The sequence below is a fragment of the Rhodanobacter sp. C06 genome (assembly GCF_002001105.1).
Classification (GTDB): Bacteria; Pseudomonadota; Gammaproteobacteria; order Xanthomonadales; family Rhodanobacteraceae; genus Rhodanobacter_A.
Genome location: NZ_MUNP01000031.1, coordinates 17,236 through 33,769 on the forward strand (window position 1 = coordinate 17,236; position 16,534 = coordinate 33,769).

Here is a 16,534-nt window from a genome sequence, read left to right on the forward strand (position 1 = left end):
GCGGCCGGGGACGTTGAAGCGGGCCTTCCCCGGCCCCACCTCTGCGGCATTCCCATCTGCGGAGCCTCCATGGAATCCTTCCACGCCACCACCATCATCAGCGTGCGCCGCAACGGCAAGGTCGTGATCGGCGGCGACGGCCAGGTCACCTTCGGCAACACGGTGATGAAGGCCAACGCGCGCAAGATCCGCCGCCTCGGCAAGGACCAGAACGTGCTGGCCGGCTTTGCCGGCGCCACCGCCGATGCGTTCACCCTGTTCGAGCTGTTCGAGCAGAAGCTGGACAAGCACGGCAACAACCTCACCCGCGCCGCGGTGGAGATGGCCAAGGAATGGCGCACCGACCGCCGCCTCGGCCGGCTCGAAGCGATGCTGGCGGTGGCCGACAAGGAGGCCTCGCTGCTGATCTCCGGCAACGGCGACGTGCTGGAACCCGAGCACGGCCTGATCGCGATCGGTTCCGGCGGCCCCTACGCGCAGTCCGCCGCGCTAGCGCTGATGGAGAACAGCGAGCTGGACGCGCGCGGCATCGTCGAGCGCGCGCTGAAGATCGCCGGCGACATCTGCATCTACACCAACCACAACACCACGATCGAAGAGCTGTAAGTCGCTACTTGCATCGCTTCATTGCCGTCATTCCGGCGCAGGCCGGAATCCAGAGCCTCGCGGCCTGATCGAGCGCTCACGTCACTGGATCCCGGCCTGCGCCGGGATGACGGACAAAAATCCAACCTTCCGGTGACTCCATGTCCGAACTGACCCCCCGCGAAATCGTCAACGAACTCGACCGCTACATCATCGGCCAGCACGGCGCCAAGCGCGCGGTGGCGGTGGCGCTGCGCAGCCGCTGGCGGCGCATGCAGCTGGAACCGGCGATGCGCAACGAGATCACGCCGAAGAACATCCTGATGATCGGCCCCACCGGCGTGGGCAAGACCGAGATCGCGCGCCGCCTCGCGACGCTGGCGAACGCGCCGTTCGTGAAGGTGGAGGCGACCAAGTTCACCGAGGTGGGTTACGTGGGCAAGGATGTCGAATCGATCATCCGCGACCTCGCCGACGTGGCCTACAAGCTCACCCGCGAGCAGGCGATGAAGCGCGTGCGCACGCAGGCCGAGGACCGCGCCGAAGACCGCATCCTCGACGCCCTGCTGCCGCGCCGGCAGACGCCCACCGACTGGAGCCACGACCAGGCCGCCACGCCGAGCACCGACAGCGACACCCGCCAGAAGCTGCGCAAACAGCTGCGCGAAGGCGCGCTGGACGAGCGCGAGATCGAGCTGGATTTCGCCATGAACGTGGGCGTGGAGATCATGTCGCCGCCCGGCATGGAAGAGATGGGTGCGCAGCTGCGCCAGATGTTCCAGAACCTGGGCGGCGCCAAGAGCCAGCACCGCAAGCTGGCGATCAAGCTGGCCCGCCCGCTGCTGGTCGACGAGGAGGCCGCCAAGCTGATCAACGACGAAGAGATCCGCGCCCAGGCGGTGGAGGCCGCCGAGCAGAACGGCATCGTCTTCCTCGACGAGATCGACAAGATCGCGCAGCGCTCCGAATGGGGCGGCGCCGGCGTCAGCCGCGAGGGCGTGCAGCGCGACCTGCTGCCGCTGGTGGAAGGCTCCACCGTCTCCACCAAGTACGGCCCGCTGAAGACCGACCACATGCTGTTCATCGCCTCGGGCGCGTTCTCGCTGGCCAAGCCGTCGGACCTGATCCCGGAGCTGCAGGGCCGCCTGCCGATCCGCGTCGAGCTGTCGGCGCTCAGCGTCGACGACTTCAAGCGCATCCTGCGCGAGCCGCACAACGCGCTGACCAAGCAGTACGTGGCCCTGCTCGGCACCGAAGGCGTGAGCCTGGAGTTCACCGATTCCGGCATCGACCGGCTGGCCGAGGTGGCCTACCAGGTGAACGAGCGCACCGAGAACATCGGCGCCCGCCGCCTGCACACCGTGATGGAGCGGCTGCTGGAAACGATTTCATACGATGCGGCTGACAAATCCGGCGAAAAATACCTGATCGACGCCGAACAGGTAGACAAGAGCCTAGGAAACCTGGTCAGCAACGAGGATCTCAGCCGCTATATCCTGTGAGGCGAGCAATTTGTCGCTGGTTCAGCGCCGATTTCCGGCCACGCCAACATGACGCGCTGTTTGGCGGTTATTGTGTATTTTACTTGCACGTTAGCCGAAATTACCCGAAAACATCCTCTGAACAAGCCAGGGAGGGCGTTCTGTTAAAATAGACCCGTTATGGCAAAGATTCTCGAGTTCAAGACCAATGGCCTGCGCGCCCAGCTGCGCGAGGCCCAGCAGCAGCGGACGATGGTGCGCCTGTGGCGCAACGAGCTGGAACACGGCAGCTTCTGCGGTTACGTGGGCGGTGTCGGCCGCGAATTCATCCTGCTGTGGGTGCTCGGCGACGGCATCACCGACGACGGCATCTACGTGATGCGCCACCGCGACATCTCCGAGCTGGAGTCGCCGGAGCGCCACCACGTCTTCATGGCCAAGGCGCTGGAACTGAAGGGCATCGCCCCGCAGCTGCCGCGCGGCTTCCCGCTGGACGGCATCCGCGAGGCCGTGCAGGCCGCCGGCGCGATGTCGCCGGTGATCGGCGTGCACGTGGACACCGAGGAAGAAGAAGAGGTCTGCTACATCGGCCACCTCGTCCGCGTCGACGACGACGGCTTCTACCTGCAGGAACTCAGCCCCGACGCGGAATGGATGCGCCAGGCCTCGTTCTTCGCCTGGGACGAAGTCTCCACGCTCAGCATCGGCGACGGCTACGCGCAGTCCCTGCTCGCCGTGGCCGGCCCCGCGCCCGCGCTGGAACCCGGCGACGCCGGCATCGAGCACATGCACTGACGGCACGCTTGATCGCCACACCTCGACGCCCGCCGCACCCCGGCGGGCGTTTTGTTTGGGCTTTGCGCTTCCTTCCCGCAAAGGCACACTGCGCTCTGCTCCCCTCTCCCGCTTGCGGACGCCGGGAAGGGTCATGGATGACCCTCGCTTCGAGGAGCGAGGAAGAGGGGCTGGGGGAGAGGGTCGCCTCGTCGTACTGCTTGCCCTCTCCCGACTGCCGCCACCCGCTCCCGCAAGCGGAAGCGGGATGCACCAAACAGCACACAGGAAACCCCCCATGCCCCGCATCGTCGTCGTCGGCAGCATCAACATGGACCTGGTCACGCTCGCGCCGCGCTTTCCCGGCCCTGGCGAAACCCTGCTCGGCAGCCGCTTCTTCACCGCGCACGGCGGCAAGGGCGCGAACCAGGCGGTGGCCGCCGCGCGGTTGGGCGCCGAGGTGGCGATGATCGGCGCGCTGGGCCGCGACGCCTTCGGCGACCAGCTGCACGCGGGCCTCGCGCACGAAGGCATCGATCTCGCCCACGTCGCCCGCATCGACGACGAGGGCAGCGGCAGCGCCTCGATCACCGTCGCCGCAGGCGAGAACCAGATCATCGTGGTGCCCGCCGCCAACGCGCGCGTCAGCCTGGCCCAGGTCGAAGCCGCGCGCGACGCCATCGCCCGCGCCGACGCCGTGCTGGTGCAGCTGGAAATCCCGCTCGATGCCGTCGAAGCCACGTTGCGCCTGGCCCGCCGCGAAGGCGTGCCGGTGATCCTCAACCCCGCGCCCGCACAGAAGCTGCCCGCCGAGTGGCTCAGCCTCGCGAGCTACCTCACCCCGAACCAGCACGAACTCGCCACCGTACTGGGCGCCGACGAGCAAACGGACTTCCGTGAACTGATGCGCCGCGCGCCTTGTCCTGTGGTGCTCACCCGCGGCGGCGAAGGCGCCTGGTACCGCGACGACGCCCACCCCGAACCCGCGCACCAAGCCGGCTTCAAAGTCGACGCGATCGACACCACCGGCGCCGGCGACACCTTCAACGGCGCGCTCGCGGTATTCCTGCACGAAGGCCTGCCCGCGGCGGTGCGCAAGGCCTGCGCCGCCGCCGCCTTGTCGGTGACGAAGCTGGGGGCGCAGGGTGGCATGCCGTCGGCACGCGAGGTGGCGACCTTGCTCCCGCACTGACCGCGTCGGCTACTTCCCGATGCAGAACGACCCGAAGATCGCGCCGAGCAGGTCGTCGCTGGTGTAGTCGCCGGTGATTTCGCCCAGTGCGTGCTGGGCCTGGCGCAGTTCCTCGGCGGCGAGTTCACCCGCGCGGGTGGTGGCAAGCGCGTGGGCGGTGTGGTCGAGATGGACGCGCACGGCTTCGAGTGCGAGCACGTGGCGGCGGCGGGCGCTGAAGGCGCCTTCGCCGCTGCCGGCGCCGGCGAGTTGCTTGAGGTGTTCGCGCAGCGCGGCCAGGCCGTCGCCGGTTTTCGCGGAGGCCCACAGCCAGCGGGTGCCGTCGCGGGTTTCCGCATGCGGCACGGCGTGGGCGAGGTCGATCTTGTTGACGAGCACCACGCGTTTGGCGCCAGCGGGCAGGTGTGCGAACAGGGCGAGATCGGCTTCAGCGTGTTGCGCATCGGTGACCAGCAGCGCCGCGTCGGCACGCACGAGTTCGCCGTGCGCGCGGCGCACGCCTTCGCGTTCGACTTCGTCGTCGGTGTCGCGCAGGCCGGCGGTGTCGGCGAGTTCCAGCGCCACGCCGTCGAGCGCCACGCTTTCGCGCAGCACGTCACGGGTGGTGCCGGCGATGGCGGTGACGATGGCGCGCTCGCTGCCGGCCAGCGCGTTGAGCAGGCTGGACTTGCCCGCGTTGGGTCGCCCGACGATGGCGACGCGCAGGCCGTCGTTGAGGCGCAGGCCGCGTTGCGCTTCGCGCAGCAGTTCGGCGAGTTGCGTGCGCAGCGCGTCGAGTTGCTGCGCGATGGCGGGGTCGGCGAGGAAATCGATCTCTTCCTCGGGAAAATCGATCGCGGCTTCGATGTGCACGCGCAACGCGATCAGCGCCTGCAGCAGCCCTTCGACCTTGCGCGAGAACACGCCTTCCATCGAGCGCAGCGCGGCGCGTGCGCCGGCCTGCGAGCGCGCGGCGATCAGGTCGGCCACGGCTTCGGCCTGGGCGAGGTCGAGCTTGCCGTTGAGGAAGGCGCGCTCCGTGAACTCGCCGGGGCGCGCCAGACGCGCGCCGAGTTCGCAGACGCGGCGCAGCAGTGCATCGAGCAGCACCGCGCTGCCGTGGCCCTGCAGTTCCAGCACGTGTTCGCCGGTGTAGGAGGCGGGGGCGGGGAAGTGCAGCAGTAGGCCGTGGTCGATCGGTTCGCCCCGCGCGTCGCGAAAGGTGGCGAAGTGCGCATGGCGCGGACGCGGCGCACGACCGAGCAATGCTTGCGCAATCGCCGGCACCAACGGCCCCGACACGCGCAGCACGCCCACGCCGGCGGCGCCGGGCGCACTGGCGATGGCGGCGATGGTGTCGGTGGGGGCGGCGGTCATGGGGGGAACTTTACACAGGCGCTGATCGAGGAAGTGAGTGCGGGTCCTTCGACTTCCCCGCTCCTCAAAGTTGCAGCCATCCCTGGCTGCTCCCCGCGTGCACCGCTGCGCGGCTACGCTCAGGACGAACGGGCTTCAACTCCAGTTTCGGGGCAGTGCTCACCAACGAAAACAGCTGCGACGGTCGCCCGGTCGCAGCTGTTTGTCGTCAGCAGCGGGAGCGGATCAGGCCGCCTTGGCCGCCGCTTCCTCGCGATCCACGTGGTGGGTGATCCACCACTGCTGGCCGAGGCCGACCAGGCCGTTCACCGCGTAGTACAGGCACAGGCCCGCGGGGAAGAAGGCGAACATCACCGTGAACAGCAGCGGCATCACCTTCATCATCTTCGCTTGGGTGGGGTCCATGCCCACGGTGGCCGGGTTCAACCACTGCGTGCCCAGCATCACCAGCGCGTAGATGATCGGCAGGATGTAGTACGGGTCGGGCGCGCTGAGGTCGGGCATCCACAGGAACGGCGCGTGGCGCAGTTCCAGCGAGTACTCGAGCACGTAGAACAGGCCGTAGAACACCGGCAGGGTGATCAGCACCGGGAAGCAACCCGCCATCGGGTTGACCTTCTCCTTCTTGTACAGCTCCATCTGCGCCTGCTGCAGCTTCACCTTGTCGTCGCCGTAGCGCTCCTTGAGCGCCTGCACGCGCGGCGCCAGCTTGCGCATCTTCGCGCTGGAGCGGTACTGCATCGCGGTGAGCTTCCAGGTGGCGGCCTTGATCGCGAGCACCAGCAGGATGATCGCGAGGCCCCAGTTCTTCACGAGGGAATGGAAGAACGACAGGATGCCGTGCATCGGCACGGCGATCGCCTTGAACATGCCGTAGTCGATGGTGAGGTCCAGCCCAGGCGCGATCGCGTCAAGCTTGCCCTGCACATTCGGGCCCACGTAGAGGCGCGCCTTGGCATCCACGCTCTGTCCCGGCGCCACGCTGAGCGTGGGGCCGATCGCACGGATCAGGTAACGCGGGTGCGCACTGTCCGGGTTCACCGTGTCGGTGGCGTAGTGCAGGGTCTCGCCGGCCGGCGGAATCCACGCGGCGAAGAAGTACAACCGCAGCATCGCCGCCCAGCCGTTCTTGAAGTCGCCGTTGAGCGTGTCCTTGGGCTCGCTGAAGTCCTTGAACGGCAGCTTCTCGAACTTCTCGCCGGTGTACCACGCCGCGCCCTGGAAGCTGCGCGACTCGGGGTTGGAGATGTTCTTCAGCCAGTTGCCGGCGTGCGGCGGCTCGGTGCGGAGCAGCTGGGTGTAGGCATTGCCCTGCCAGGCAACAGTGCCGCCGTTGGCGATCTTCTGGTCCAGCGCGATCACGTAGCTGCCGCGGGTGAAACGGTAGGTCTTGGTGACGGTGAGGCCCTTGGCGTCCTGCCAGGTCAGCGGCACGTCGAGCTCGTTCTGGCCCGGCGCCAGCGTATAGCTGGACTGCGCGGCGGCGAACGCGGCGAGGTGGTTCGGCTGGTCCGCGGCGGCGGGATCGCTGCTGCTGACCAGGCCGTTCTGCGCCACGAAGTAATGCGTGTCGGTGTTGTCGAACAGGGAGACCGGCGCGGGGTTCGGATCCTTGTGCGTGCGCGGCGCTACCGGGTAGTCGAGCAACTGTGCCTGCACGAGGCTGCCGCCGCGGGTGTCGATGGTGAGGCGCAGCACGTCGGTGGTGACCGTGACCAGCGACGAGGGCGCGGCCGCGCCGGTGGCGTTGCTGATCGACGGCGACGAGGGGGCGCTGCCGGGTTGGGCGTTCGGCACGCCGGGCGCGCTGGCCGCGTTCGCGACGCTGCTGCTGGCGGCGGGCGCCGGCGGCGGCGTCAGGTAGTCCTTCTCCCAAGCCATGAACAGGAAGTAGGCCACGGCGAGCAGGGCGAACAGGAGAAAATTGCGGGTCTGGTTCATCGGCTCACGGATCCAAACGACGCCACGCAGCACGCGGCCACAGGAGAAAGGGAAAGGTCAACGCGCGATTGTGGCGGCGGTATCCGTCGGCATCAATGGTGCGGATCGGATGCCGCGGGTGCGGCGGCGGGCGGCGGCGCAAGCCGGATCGCCGCGAGGCGTTGCCACAGCGCGTCGGCTTCGGCCAGCAGCTCCGTGCCGGGCAGGCCGGCGGCCACGTCGCGCGCCATCACCACCACGTCCACAGGCGGCAGCTGGTCGCGGATGCGGCGGAACGATTCGCGCAGCAGGCGCTTCAGCCGGTTGCGTTCCACCGCACGCTTGGACACCCGCTTGGAAATCGCCAGGCCCAGCCGCGCATGCCCCAGTCCGTTGGGCCGGTAGCGCAAATGAAAACAGCGGCCGCCTAAGCGACCGCTGCTCGTGCGCAACGCTGCGAAGTCGCCGGCCAGACGCAGCCGCAACTCGCGCGGCAGGCCGGCAGGGTGCATGGCGCGCGCGTCGCTTACGGGATCAGGCGCTTGCGGCCCTTGGCGCGGCGGGCGTTGAGGATCTTGCGACCGTCGGCGGTGGCCATGCGGGCACGGAAACCGTGGGTGCGGGCGCGCTTGAGCTTGCTGGGCTGGAAGGTCCGCTTCATGGCGTGGCTCCGAAGGGAAGGGTATGTGGATAAAAAGGTTGGAGATTATGCGGGCCCGCGGGCTGCGATGTCAAATCGGCGCGGTTTGCCGCGCGACGCGCCTCGCCGTGGCCTGTGGATATCCGTGTGGACGATTCGGGGATCGGCAGGCTGGAGCGTGCTGCTAGACTTCTCCGTCCACCCTGCGCGCAAGCGCCCCTGCCTGTGGACGAGAAACATTCATGAGTGAGTTGTGGCGGCGCTGCCTGGAGCGTCTGGAAGGCGAATTGAGCGCCGAGGATCTGCATACCTGGCTGATGCCGCTGCAGGCCCGCGAGGACGACACCGGGCTGGCCCTGTTCGCCCCCAACCCGTACACGCTGGACACGGTGCGCGAGCGCTACCTGACGCAGATCGCCTTGCTGCTCCGGCAGCTGGCCGGCCGCGAGTTGCCGGTGCGGCTGGAAGTGGGTTCCAGCGCGCCGCGTACCGTCGCCAAGCCCGCCGCCGCGCCCCGCGCCGCCGCAGTGGCCGAGCCGGTCGCGGCGCCCGCACCGGCTTTCACCCACAACCTCGACCCGCACTACACCTTCGAGACCTTTGTCGAGGGCAAATCCAACCAGTTGGGCAAGGCCGCCGCGATGCAGGTGGCGCAGAACCCCGGCCGCGCCTACAACCCGCTGCTGCTGTACGGCGGCACCGGCCTCGGCAAGACCCATCTGATGCACGCGGCCGGCAACCTGATGCGGCAGAACAACCCCGCCTGCAAGGTGCTGTACCTGCGCTCGGAGCAATTCGTGGGCTCGATGATCGAGGCGCTGCGCACCAAGAGCATGGACCAGTTCAAGCTGCGCTTCCGCTCGGTGGATGCGCTGCTGATCGACGACATCCAGTTCTTCGCGGGCAAGGACACCACGCAGGAGGAGTTCTTCCACACCTTCAACGCGCTGTTCGAATCCAAGCAGCAGATCATCCTCACCTGCGACCGCTATCCCAAGGAAGTGGACAAGCTGGAGCCGCGGCTGAAGTCGCGCCTGGGCTGGGGCTTGTCGGTGGCGATCGAGCCGCCGGACTTCGAGACGCGCGCGGCGATCCTGCTCGCCAAGGCGCAGGACAAGGGCGTGGCGGTGGACGCGCACGTGGCGATGCTGCTGGCCAAGCGCATCCGCTCCAACGTGCGCGACCTGGAAGGCGCGCTCAACACGCTGGCGGCGCGCGCGAACTTCTACGGCAAGCCGATCACCATCGACTTCGCGGAGGAAACCCTGCGCGACCTGCTGGCCACGCATGCCCAGGCGGTGACGGTGCCGAACATCCAGAAGATCACCGCCGAATACTTCAACGTGCGCCTGCAGGACCTGCTCTCGAAGCGGCGCGTGCGTTCGCTGGCGCGGCCGCGGCAGATGGCGATGGCGCTGTCCAAGGAACTCACCGACCACAGCCTGCCCGAGATCGGCGAGGCTTTCGGCGGGCGCGACCACACCACGGTGCTGCACGCCTGCCGCACGATCAAGAAGCTGTGCGAGGCCGACGCGCGCATGCGCCAGGACTGGGAACAACTGATCCGCACCCTTACCGGTTGAGTTTTTCGCCCGGCAGGCGCACAAGTTCTTGATAAGCTGGGTGGGAAGCTGTGGATAATGCGTGAACGAACGAGGCGGCAAAGTTATCCACATTCCGCCCACTTCGAAAGCACGGCTTTCCGCACACCCTGAAAATCCAGCAAAGCATTGATTTCAAAAGCATTATTGGCGAGGAAAAGTTATCCACGCCGCCTACTACAACCACTAACTTTCTTTTCAAAGACAGAACAGCAGGCATAGGGGACGCGCAGACATGCAATTCAGCATTCAACGAGAAGCTCTGCTCAAGCCGCTGCAACAGGTCGTTGGCGTGGTGGAACGCCGTCAGACCCTGCCGGTACTTGCCAACCTGCTGGTCAAGGTCGCTAACGGGCAACTGTCCCTGACCGGCACGGACCTGGAAGTGGAAATGATCGCCACCACGGCGGCCGACAAGCTGGCCGACGGCGAGATCACCATCCCGGCGCGCAAGTTCTTCGACATCGTGCGCGCGTTGCCCGACGGCGCCAACATCGAGCTCAAGCTCAACGGCGACCGCGTGGCGATGACCGCGGGACGCAGCCGCTTCACCTTGACCACGCTGCCGGCCAGCGAATTTCCCACCATCGACTCGATCGAACTGGTGGAGAAAGTCAGCCTGCCGGAAGAGGCGCTGCGCGACCTCATGGAGCGCACCGCGTTCGCGATGGCGAACCAGGACGTGCGTTACTACTTGAACGGCATGCTGCTGGACCTGCAGGAGCACAGCCTGCGCTGCGTGGCCACCGACGGCCATCGCCTGGCGATGAAGGAAACCAGCCTGGCGACCTCGGTGCAGGCGCGCCGGCAGATCATCATCCCGCGCAAGGGCGTCAACGAGCTGATCGGCCTGCTGGAACCCGGCGAGGGCGAGGTGGAGCTGGAATTCGGCCGAAACCATCTGCGCGTGCGCCGCGGCGGCGTCACCTTCACCTCCAAGCTGATCGATGGTCGTTTCCCCGATTACGAGGCGGTGATTCCGCTGGGTGCCGACAAGACCGCCATCCTCGATCGCGAGGTACTGCGCGGTGCGCTGCAGCGCGCCGCGATCCTGTCCAACGAGAAGTACCGCGGCGTGAAGCTCGAACTGTCGCCGGGCAAGCTGCGCATCGTGGCGCACAATCCGGAACAGGAAGAAGCCGTGGAAGAGGTCGAGGCCGACACCCATGTCTCCGATCTCGCGGTCGGTTTCAACGTGGGTTATCTGCTGGATGCGCTTTCCGCGCTGCGCGGCGAACAGGCCCGGCTGAGCCTGCGCGACGCACAGTCCAGTTGCCTCGTGCAGGAACACGATGGCGAGCAGGCTCGCCACGTGATCATGCCCTTGCGCCTCTGACGTATGCCGTCGGTCGGACACGGCAAAAGCGAGCAACGCCGGAGTCGTCGCCAGACGCTCCGGCGTTCTTGCTTTGGGCGTCGGTCGGCATGAGGCTGGAACGCCTGCGCATCCAGGGCCTGCGCTGCCTGCACGACGTCGATCTGACGCTCGCATCCGGGCTCAACGTCTTCGTGGGCGCAAACGGAGCGGGCAAGACCAGCGTGCTGGAGGCGGTCTTCCTGCTCTCGCATGCGCGCTCCTTCCGTAGTGGGGCGCGGGAAGCCTTGCTGTGCCGTGGTGCCGCGCGTCTTTCCGTGTTCGCGGAATTGCGGCAATCGGGTGACCACTTGTTGCGCCTCGGCTTGGGTCGCGAAGCTTCCCGCTGGGAGGCGCGACTGGAAGGCGAGGGCGCAAATCTCGGTGCATTGATCGCGGAATGCGCCGTGACCTGCTTCGAACCCGGTTCGCATGCCTTGATCGCTGGCAGTGCCGAGGAGCGCCGCCGTTTCCTCGACTGGGGTGTGTTCCACGTGGAACACGGTTTCCTGGATGCCTGGCGGCGCTACCAGAGGGCCTTGAAGCAACGCAACAGCCTGTTGCGCGCGGGGACGGAACCGGGCTCACCGCTGTATGCGCCATGGGAAACCGAGCTGGCGGGTCTCGCAGACTGGATCGATGGTCATCGCCGGGACTATCTGGAAGGCCTGCGCCCCCAATTGCACGCCAGCGTCGCCGCCTTGCTGCCGGAGCTGGGTGAGCCCGACTTGCGTTACCGGCGGGGCTGGTCCGAGGAAGCGGATTTGCGGGGGCAGCTGGAGGCTCAGCGTGGCCGCGACCTCGCCCGTGGTCATACCAGCCTCGGCGCACATCGTGCCGACTGGGCGCTGGCGTTCGAACACGCCCCACAGCGCGAACACCTCTCGCGTGGGCAGGGAAAGCTCGCCGCGCTGGGCTGCATGCTGGCGCAGGCGCGGTTGTACGCCGAGCGGCACGGTGATTGGCCGATCATCTGTCTCGACGACCTCGCCTCCGAGCTGGACGAGGCACACCAGACCGCGGTGATCGCCCAGCTTGCCGAGAGCGGTGCGCAGGTTCTGGTGACCGGCACCGACTTGCCGGCGCCCTTGCGCGGCTTGCCGCACCAGCTGTTCCACGTGGAACAGGGCCGCCTGGCGCCCCTGCTATAATCGAGGATTGCACCGCAGCTCAACGGCTTGCAGGCCGCGTCTGCCGCACCACCAAGAACCGGAAGTCGCATGAACGAACCCACCAACGAATCGCATTACGACTCCAGCAACATCAAGGTGCTGAAGGGCCTGGAAGCGGTCCGCAAGCGTCCCGGCATGTACATCGGCGACACCGACGACGGCACCGGCCTGCACCACATGGTGTTCGAGGTGGTCGACAACGCGATCGACGAAGCGCTGGCCGGCTATTGCGACAAGGTGGTGGTCACCATCCTCGACGACGGTTCGGTCAGCGTCAGCGACAACGGCCGCGGCATCCCGGTCGACATCCATCCGGAGGAGGGCCGTTCCACCGCCGAGGTGGTGATGACGGTACTGCACGCCGGCGGCAAGTTCGACGCGAATTCGTACAAAGTGTCCGGCGGCCTGCACGGCGTGGGTGTGTCGGTGGTGAACGCACTGAGCGACCACCTGTGGCTGACCATCCATCGTGACGGGCACGAATACCTGCAGGAGTACGCGCTTGGCGAGCCACTGTACCCGCTGAAGCAAGTCGGCCCGTCGTCCAAGCGCGGCACCTTGGTACGCTTCCTGCCCAGCCCGGCCACGTTCACCAACAACATCGACTTCCACTACGAGATCCTGGCCAAGCGCCTGCGCGAGCTGGCTTTCCTCAACTCCGGCGTCACCATCGAGCTGAAGGACGAGCGCGGCGAAGGCCGCCAGGACACGTTTGCCTACGAAGGCGGCATCCGCTCGTTCGTGCAGCACCTGGCTCAGCTGAAGACCGCGCTGCATCCGAACGTGATCAGCCTGACGGCAGAGCAGGACGGCATCGTGGTGGAGGTGGCGATGCAATGGACCGACTCCTACCAGGAGACGATGTTCTGCTTCACCAACAACATCCCGCAGCGCGACGGCGGCACCCACCTCACCGGCTTCCGCGCCGCGCTGACCCGCTCGCTGCAGAACTACATCGAAAAAGAAGGCCTGGCGAAGAACGCCAAGGTGGCCCTGTCCGGTGACGACATGCGCGAAGGCATGATCGCCGTGCTGTCGGTGAAGGTGCCCGACCCGAAGTTCTCCTCGCAGACCAAGGACAAGCTGGTGTCCTCCGAGGTGAAGACCGTGGTCGAGCAGGTCGTCAACGAAAAGCTCGGCGAGTTCCTGCTGGAACATCCGAACGAAGCCAAGGCAATCGCCTCCAAGGTGGTCGACGCCGCGCGTGCCCGTGAAGCCGCCCGCAAGGCGCGCGAGATGACCCGCCGCAAGGGCGCGCTGGACATCGCCGGCCTGCCGGGCAAGCTCGCCGACTGCCAGGAGAAGGATCCGGCGCTGTGCGAACTGTTCCTGGTCGAGGGTGACTCCGCCGGCGGTTCGGCCAAGCAGGGCCGCAACCGCAAGACCCAGGCCGTGCTGCCGCTGAAGGGCAAGATCCTCAACGTCGAGAAGGCGCGCTTCGACAAGATGCTGTCCTCGGCCGAAGTCGGCACGCTGATCACCGCGCTCGGCACCGGCATCGGCAAGGAGGATTACAACCCCGACAAGCTGCGCTACCACCACATCATCATCATGACCGACGCGGACGTGGACGGCTCGCACATCCGCACCCTGTTGCTCACCTTCTTCTACCGGCAGATGCCGGAGCTGATCGAGCGCGGCCACGTCTACATCGGCCTGCCGCCGCTGTACAAGCTCAAGCAGGGCAAGCAGGAGCTGTACCTGAAAGACGACGCGGCGCTCAACGCCTACCTGATCTCCAGCGCGGTGGACAACGCCGAACTGGTGGCCGACCCGCATGCGCCGGCGATCACCGGTGCGGCGCTGGAGAAGCTGCTGCGTGATTACCAGGGCGCGCTGGACCAGATCGAGCGCCTCGGCCACCGCTTCGACACCAGCGTGCTGTCGGCCCTGCTGGAGCACACCCCGATCACGCCGGAGCGCTGGGCCGATCCGGCCGCGATGCAGGTGTGGCTGGACGGCGTCGCGCAGCGCCTGGCCGCCAGTGGGCTGGGCAAGCCGCGTTACCGGTTGTCGCTGCGCTCCGCGCAGGGCGAACAGCCCGCGGCGATCGAGGTGGTGCGCGACCAGCACGGCCTCAGCCACACCTTGCTGCTGCCGCAGCCGTTCTTCGCCGGCGCCGAGTTCCGCCCGATCCTCCACGTGAGCCAGCAGTTGGCCGGACTGATCCAGGCCGAGGCGGTGGTTCGCCGCGGCAACGCTACGCGCGGTGTCGTCTCGTTCGCCGAGGCCCGCGGCTGGTTGCTGGACGAGGCGAAGAAGGGCCGCACCATCCAGCGCTTCAAGGGCCTGGGCGAAATGAATCCGGAGCAGCTGTGGGAGACCACGGTGAACCCGGAGACCCGCCGCATGCTGCAGGTCGGCGTCGAGGACGCGATCGCCGCCGACCAGATGTTCTCGATGCTGATGGGCGAGGCGGTGGAACCGCGCCGCGACTTCATCGAGGCGAATGCGCTGAAAGTCGCCAACCTCGATATCTGAGCGACGACGCGGCAGGGTTCCGACCCTGCCGCGCGATCGGCGCGCCGGCGATCATCAATGCATTAGTGCATTAGTGCGCGATGCATCACGCGCGCGGTGTGACCGCGGTCCCGGTGCGATTCGCCACGGCGCAGGCCGGAAATGTCGGTCAATTCGCCGGCGTATGGATCGCTTTCACGCAAGTCATTGATCTGACAAGAGCTTTCTTGCCGCAATGCAACTTGTCACGCACGCACCGCACAAGGTAGTCTCAACGATCCCCTGCGCACCTTGCACTGCGTAAAACCCGGAATCGAGGATCGCCATGAAGCACACGCCCCTGTTCACGATGCTGGCCGGCGCCGCGCTCGCGTTCACCTTCGCCGCCGCTCCCGTCCATGCGGACAAGGCATCGAAAGACAAGCCGGCCGTGCAGTATCCGAACACCGCGCGCGTCGCGCCGAAGCTCGACTTGACCAGCGAGAAGGAACAGAAGGCGCTGAACGAGGGCCTGGACGCCGTGAACGCCGGCGACAAGGCCAAGGCCGAGCAGATCCTCCAACCCATCGTCGACGGCAGCAAGAGCAAGTACGCCCAGGCGATCGCGTTGCAGGGTCTCGCCAACGTCACCTACAACGCGGGCGACGTGAAGGCTGCGATTCCGCTGCTGAAGCGCTCGATCGACAACGGCGTGATGCCGAACGACACCTACTTCCAGCTGATGTATGAACTGGCCCAGCTGTACGCCGCCGACCAGCAGTACCAGGCTTCGCTGGACACCATCGCGAAGTGGCGCACCGAAGGCAAGAAGGAAACCGCCGACTCCTACGGCCTGGAAGGCATGGACTACTACCGCCTCGAGAAGTATCCGGAGGCGATCGCGGCCATCCAGAAGGCCAAGACGCTCACCGACAAGCCGCAGGATTCCTGGAACCAGGTCCTGATGGCCAGCTACGCCGAATCCGGCAAGGGTGCCGACGCGTCGAAGATGGCCGTCGACGAATACCAGAAGAACCCCACCGACAGCGGCATGCTGCACAACGCCAGCGCGATCCTGCTGCAGCAGCAGGACTACGCCGGCGCGATCAAGGTGCTGGAGCAGGGCCGCGCGAACGGCGCGCTGAAGGACGAGGGCGACTGGATCAACCTGGTCAAGGCCTATCTGCTGCAGGCACAGAACGGCGGCGATCCCAAGAGCGGCAGCGCCAAGGCGCTGGGCGCCTTCGACGACGGCGTGGCCAAGGGCGCGATCAAGCCCAGCGCCGCGAACTACAAGCTGGCCGGCGATGCCTCGGTGATCGGCGAGAACGACACCCGGGCGATCGGCTACTACCAGAAGGGTGCGGCACTGGCCAGCGACGGCGAACTCGACGTCGCGCTGGGTCGCGTCTACTTCCAGGACCAGAAGTTCACCGACGCGCGCAAGTACCTCAAGCAGGGCATTGCGAAAGGTGTGCAGCACAAGGGACAGGCCTACATGGTGCTGGCCGAGACGGAGCGTCAGTTGAAGGACAAGCCTGCCGCGGTCACCGCCATGATGGAAGCCGCCAAGGACCCGGAGACCGCCAGCAAGGCCAAGGACTGGCTGAGCAAGGCGCACGTGGGCAAGTGATTGCCAGGCAAGGAAACGCGGGGTGGATGGACGTCCATCTGCCTGCCCCGCAAGCGCTATACAAAAGCCAGATGCTGTTGTACCGTTGAAACCTTCCCTGCGTAACCCCAGTGGCGCGTTCCGTCCATATGCCGGACGGGACTTGCCGGATCGGCGGCGACGCTTTCTCCGTTCCCAGCTCCAGATAGTGACAGATGGCCTCAAGTAACGAAGACACCGAGCGCGAGGCGTTCAGTTGGAAACGCACCTTGGCGTTGGCATTTGCCATCGGCCTGCATGCGTTTGCGTTTCTGATCCTGCTCGCGCCGATGGCGCCGCCCGGTCAGAAGCACGAGAAGAAAGAACAGATCGTGCAGGTGAATTTCATCGAGCCGCCGCCACCGCCGC

The 16,534-nt window shown here is 66.7% G+C and carries 13 protein-coding genes; 9 read left to right on the forward strand and 4 right to left on the reverse strand.

The window, feature by feature from the left end:
• Positions 1 to 69 precede the first annotated feature (69 nt).
• The 4 genes from hslV to rbsK all read left to right on the forward strand — a co-directional run bounded on the left by hslV (position 70) and on the right by rbsK (position 4,032).
• Entirely contained in the window at positions 70 to 606 is a 537-nt protein-coding gene (gene hslV, locus B0E52_RS03530; protein WP_077481846.1) for an ATP-dependent protease subunit HslV, read from the forward strand.
• A gap of 140 nt (positions 607 to 746) precedes the next feature.
• Entirely contained in the window at positions 747 to 2,087 is a 1,341-nt protein-coding gene (gene hslU / locus B0E52_RS03535; protein WP_077481847.1) for an ATP-dependent protease ATPase subunit HslU, read from the forward strand.
• A gap of 159 nt (positions 2,088 to 2,246) precedes the next feature.
• Positions 2,247 to 2,861, forward strand: a complete 615-nt coding sequence (locus B0E52_RS03540; protein ID WP_077481849.1) for a hypothetical protein — start codon at positions 2,247 to 2,249, stop codon at positions 2,859 to 2,861.
• Between the two features lie 277 nt (positions 2,862 to 3,138).
• Positions 3,139 to 4,032 carry a ribokinase gene (gene rbsK / locus B0E52_RS03545; protein ID WP_077481851.1) on the forward strand — a complete coding sequence of 298 codons (894 nt, stop codon included), beginning with the start codon at positions 3,139 to 3,141 and terminating at the stop codon, positions 4,030 to 4,032.
• A 9-nt stretch (positions 4,033 to 4,041) separates the two neighbouring features.
• Here the strand turns inward: rbsK and mnmE are convergent, their stop codons facing one another.
• The 4 genes from mnmE to rpmH all read right to left on the reverse strand — a co-directional run bounded on the left by mnmE (position 4,042) and on the right by rpmH (position 7,969).
• A complete protein-coding gene (gene mnmE / locus B0E52_RS03550) occupies positions 4,042 to 5,388 on the reverse strand; it encodes a tRNA uridine-5-carboxymethylaminomethyl(34) synthesis GTPase MnmE (protein ID WP_077481853.1) in 1,347 nt (448 codons plus the stop codon).
• Between the two features lie 225 nt (positions 5,389 to 5,613).
• Complete coding sequence (gene yidC / locus B0E52_RS03555; RefSeq protein ID WP_077481855.1) at positions 5,614 to 7,329, reverse strand: membrane protein insertase YidC; 1,716 nt, start codon at positions 7,327 to 7,329, stop codon at positions 5,614 to 5,616.
• Between the two features lie 92 nt (positions 7,330 to 7,421).
• Positions 7,422 to 7,820, reverse strand: coding sequence for a ribonuclease P protein component (gene rnpA, locus B0E52_RS03560; RefSeq protein WP_077481856.1), 399 nt, complete (start codon positions 7,818 to 7,820; stop codon positions 7,422 to 7,424).
• A gap of 14 nt (positions 7,821 to 7,834) precedes the next feature.
• Positions 7,835 to 7,969, reverse strand: coding sequence for a 50S ribosomal protein L34 (gene rpmH / locus B0E52_RS03565; protein ID WP_008211413.1), 135 nt, complete (start codon positions 7,967 to 7,969; stop codon positions 7,835 to 7,837).
• 221 nt (positions 7,970 to 8,190) lie between these two features.
• Between rpmH and dnaA the strand changes: the two genes are divergently transcribed.
• The 5 genes from dnaA to B0E52_RS03590 all read left to right on the forward strand — a co-directional run bounded on the left by dnaA (position 8,191) and on the right by B0E52_RS03590 (position 16,147).
• Positions 8,191 to 9,531 (forward strand): chromosomal replication initiator protein DnaA, encoded by a 1,341-nt coding sequence (gene dnaA, locus B0E52_RS03570; protein ID WP_077481858.1) that lies wholly within the window; start codon positions 8,191 to 8,193, stop codon positions 9,529 to 9,531.
• Between the two features lie 253 nt (positions 9,532 to 9,784).
• Positions 9,785 to 10,885 (forward strand): DNA polymerase III subunit beta, encoded by a 1,101-nt coding sequence (gene dnaN, locus B0E52_RS03575; RefSeq protein WP_077481861.1) that lies wholly within the window; start codon positions 9,785 to 9,787, stop codon positions 10,883 to 10,885.
• An 89-nt stretch (positions 10,886 to 10,974) separates the two neighbouring features.
• On the forward strand, positions 10,975 to 12,054 hold the full coding sequence (gene recF, locus B0E52_RS03580; RefSeq protein ID WP_077481863.1) for a DNA replication/repair protein RecF: 1,080 nt from the start codon (positions 10,975 to 10,977) through the stop codon (positions 12,052 to 12,054).
• Positions 12,055 to 12,123: 69 nt separating this feature from the next.
• Positions 12,124 to 14,556: a DNA topoisomerase (ATP-hydrolyzing) subunit B gene (gyrB, locus tag B0E52_RS03585; RefSeq protein ID WP_077481865.1), complete on the forward strand. Its 2,433-nt coding sequence runs from the start codon at positions 12,124 to 12,126 to the stop codon at positions 14,554 to 14,556.
• Positions 14,557 to 14,860: 304 nt separating this feature from the next.
• Positions 14,861 to 16,147 (forward strand): tetratricopeptide repeat protein, encoded by a 1,287-nt coding sequence (locus tag B0E52_RS03590; RefSeq protein WP_254426692.1) that lies wholly within the window; start codon positions 14,861 to 14,863, stop codon positions 16,145 to 16,147.
• The last annotated feature ends 387 nt before the right edge of the window (positions 16,148 to 16,534 follow it).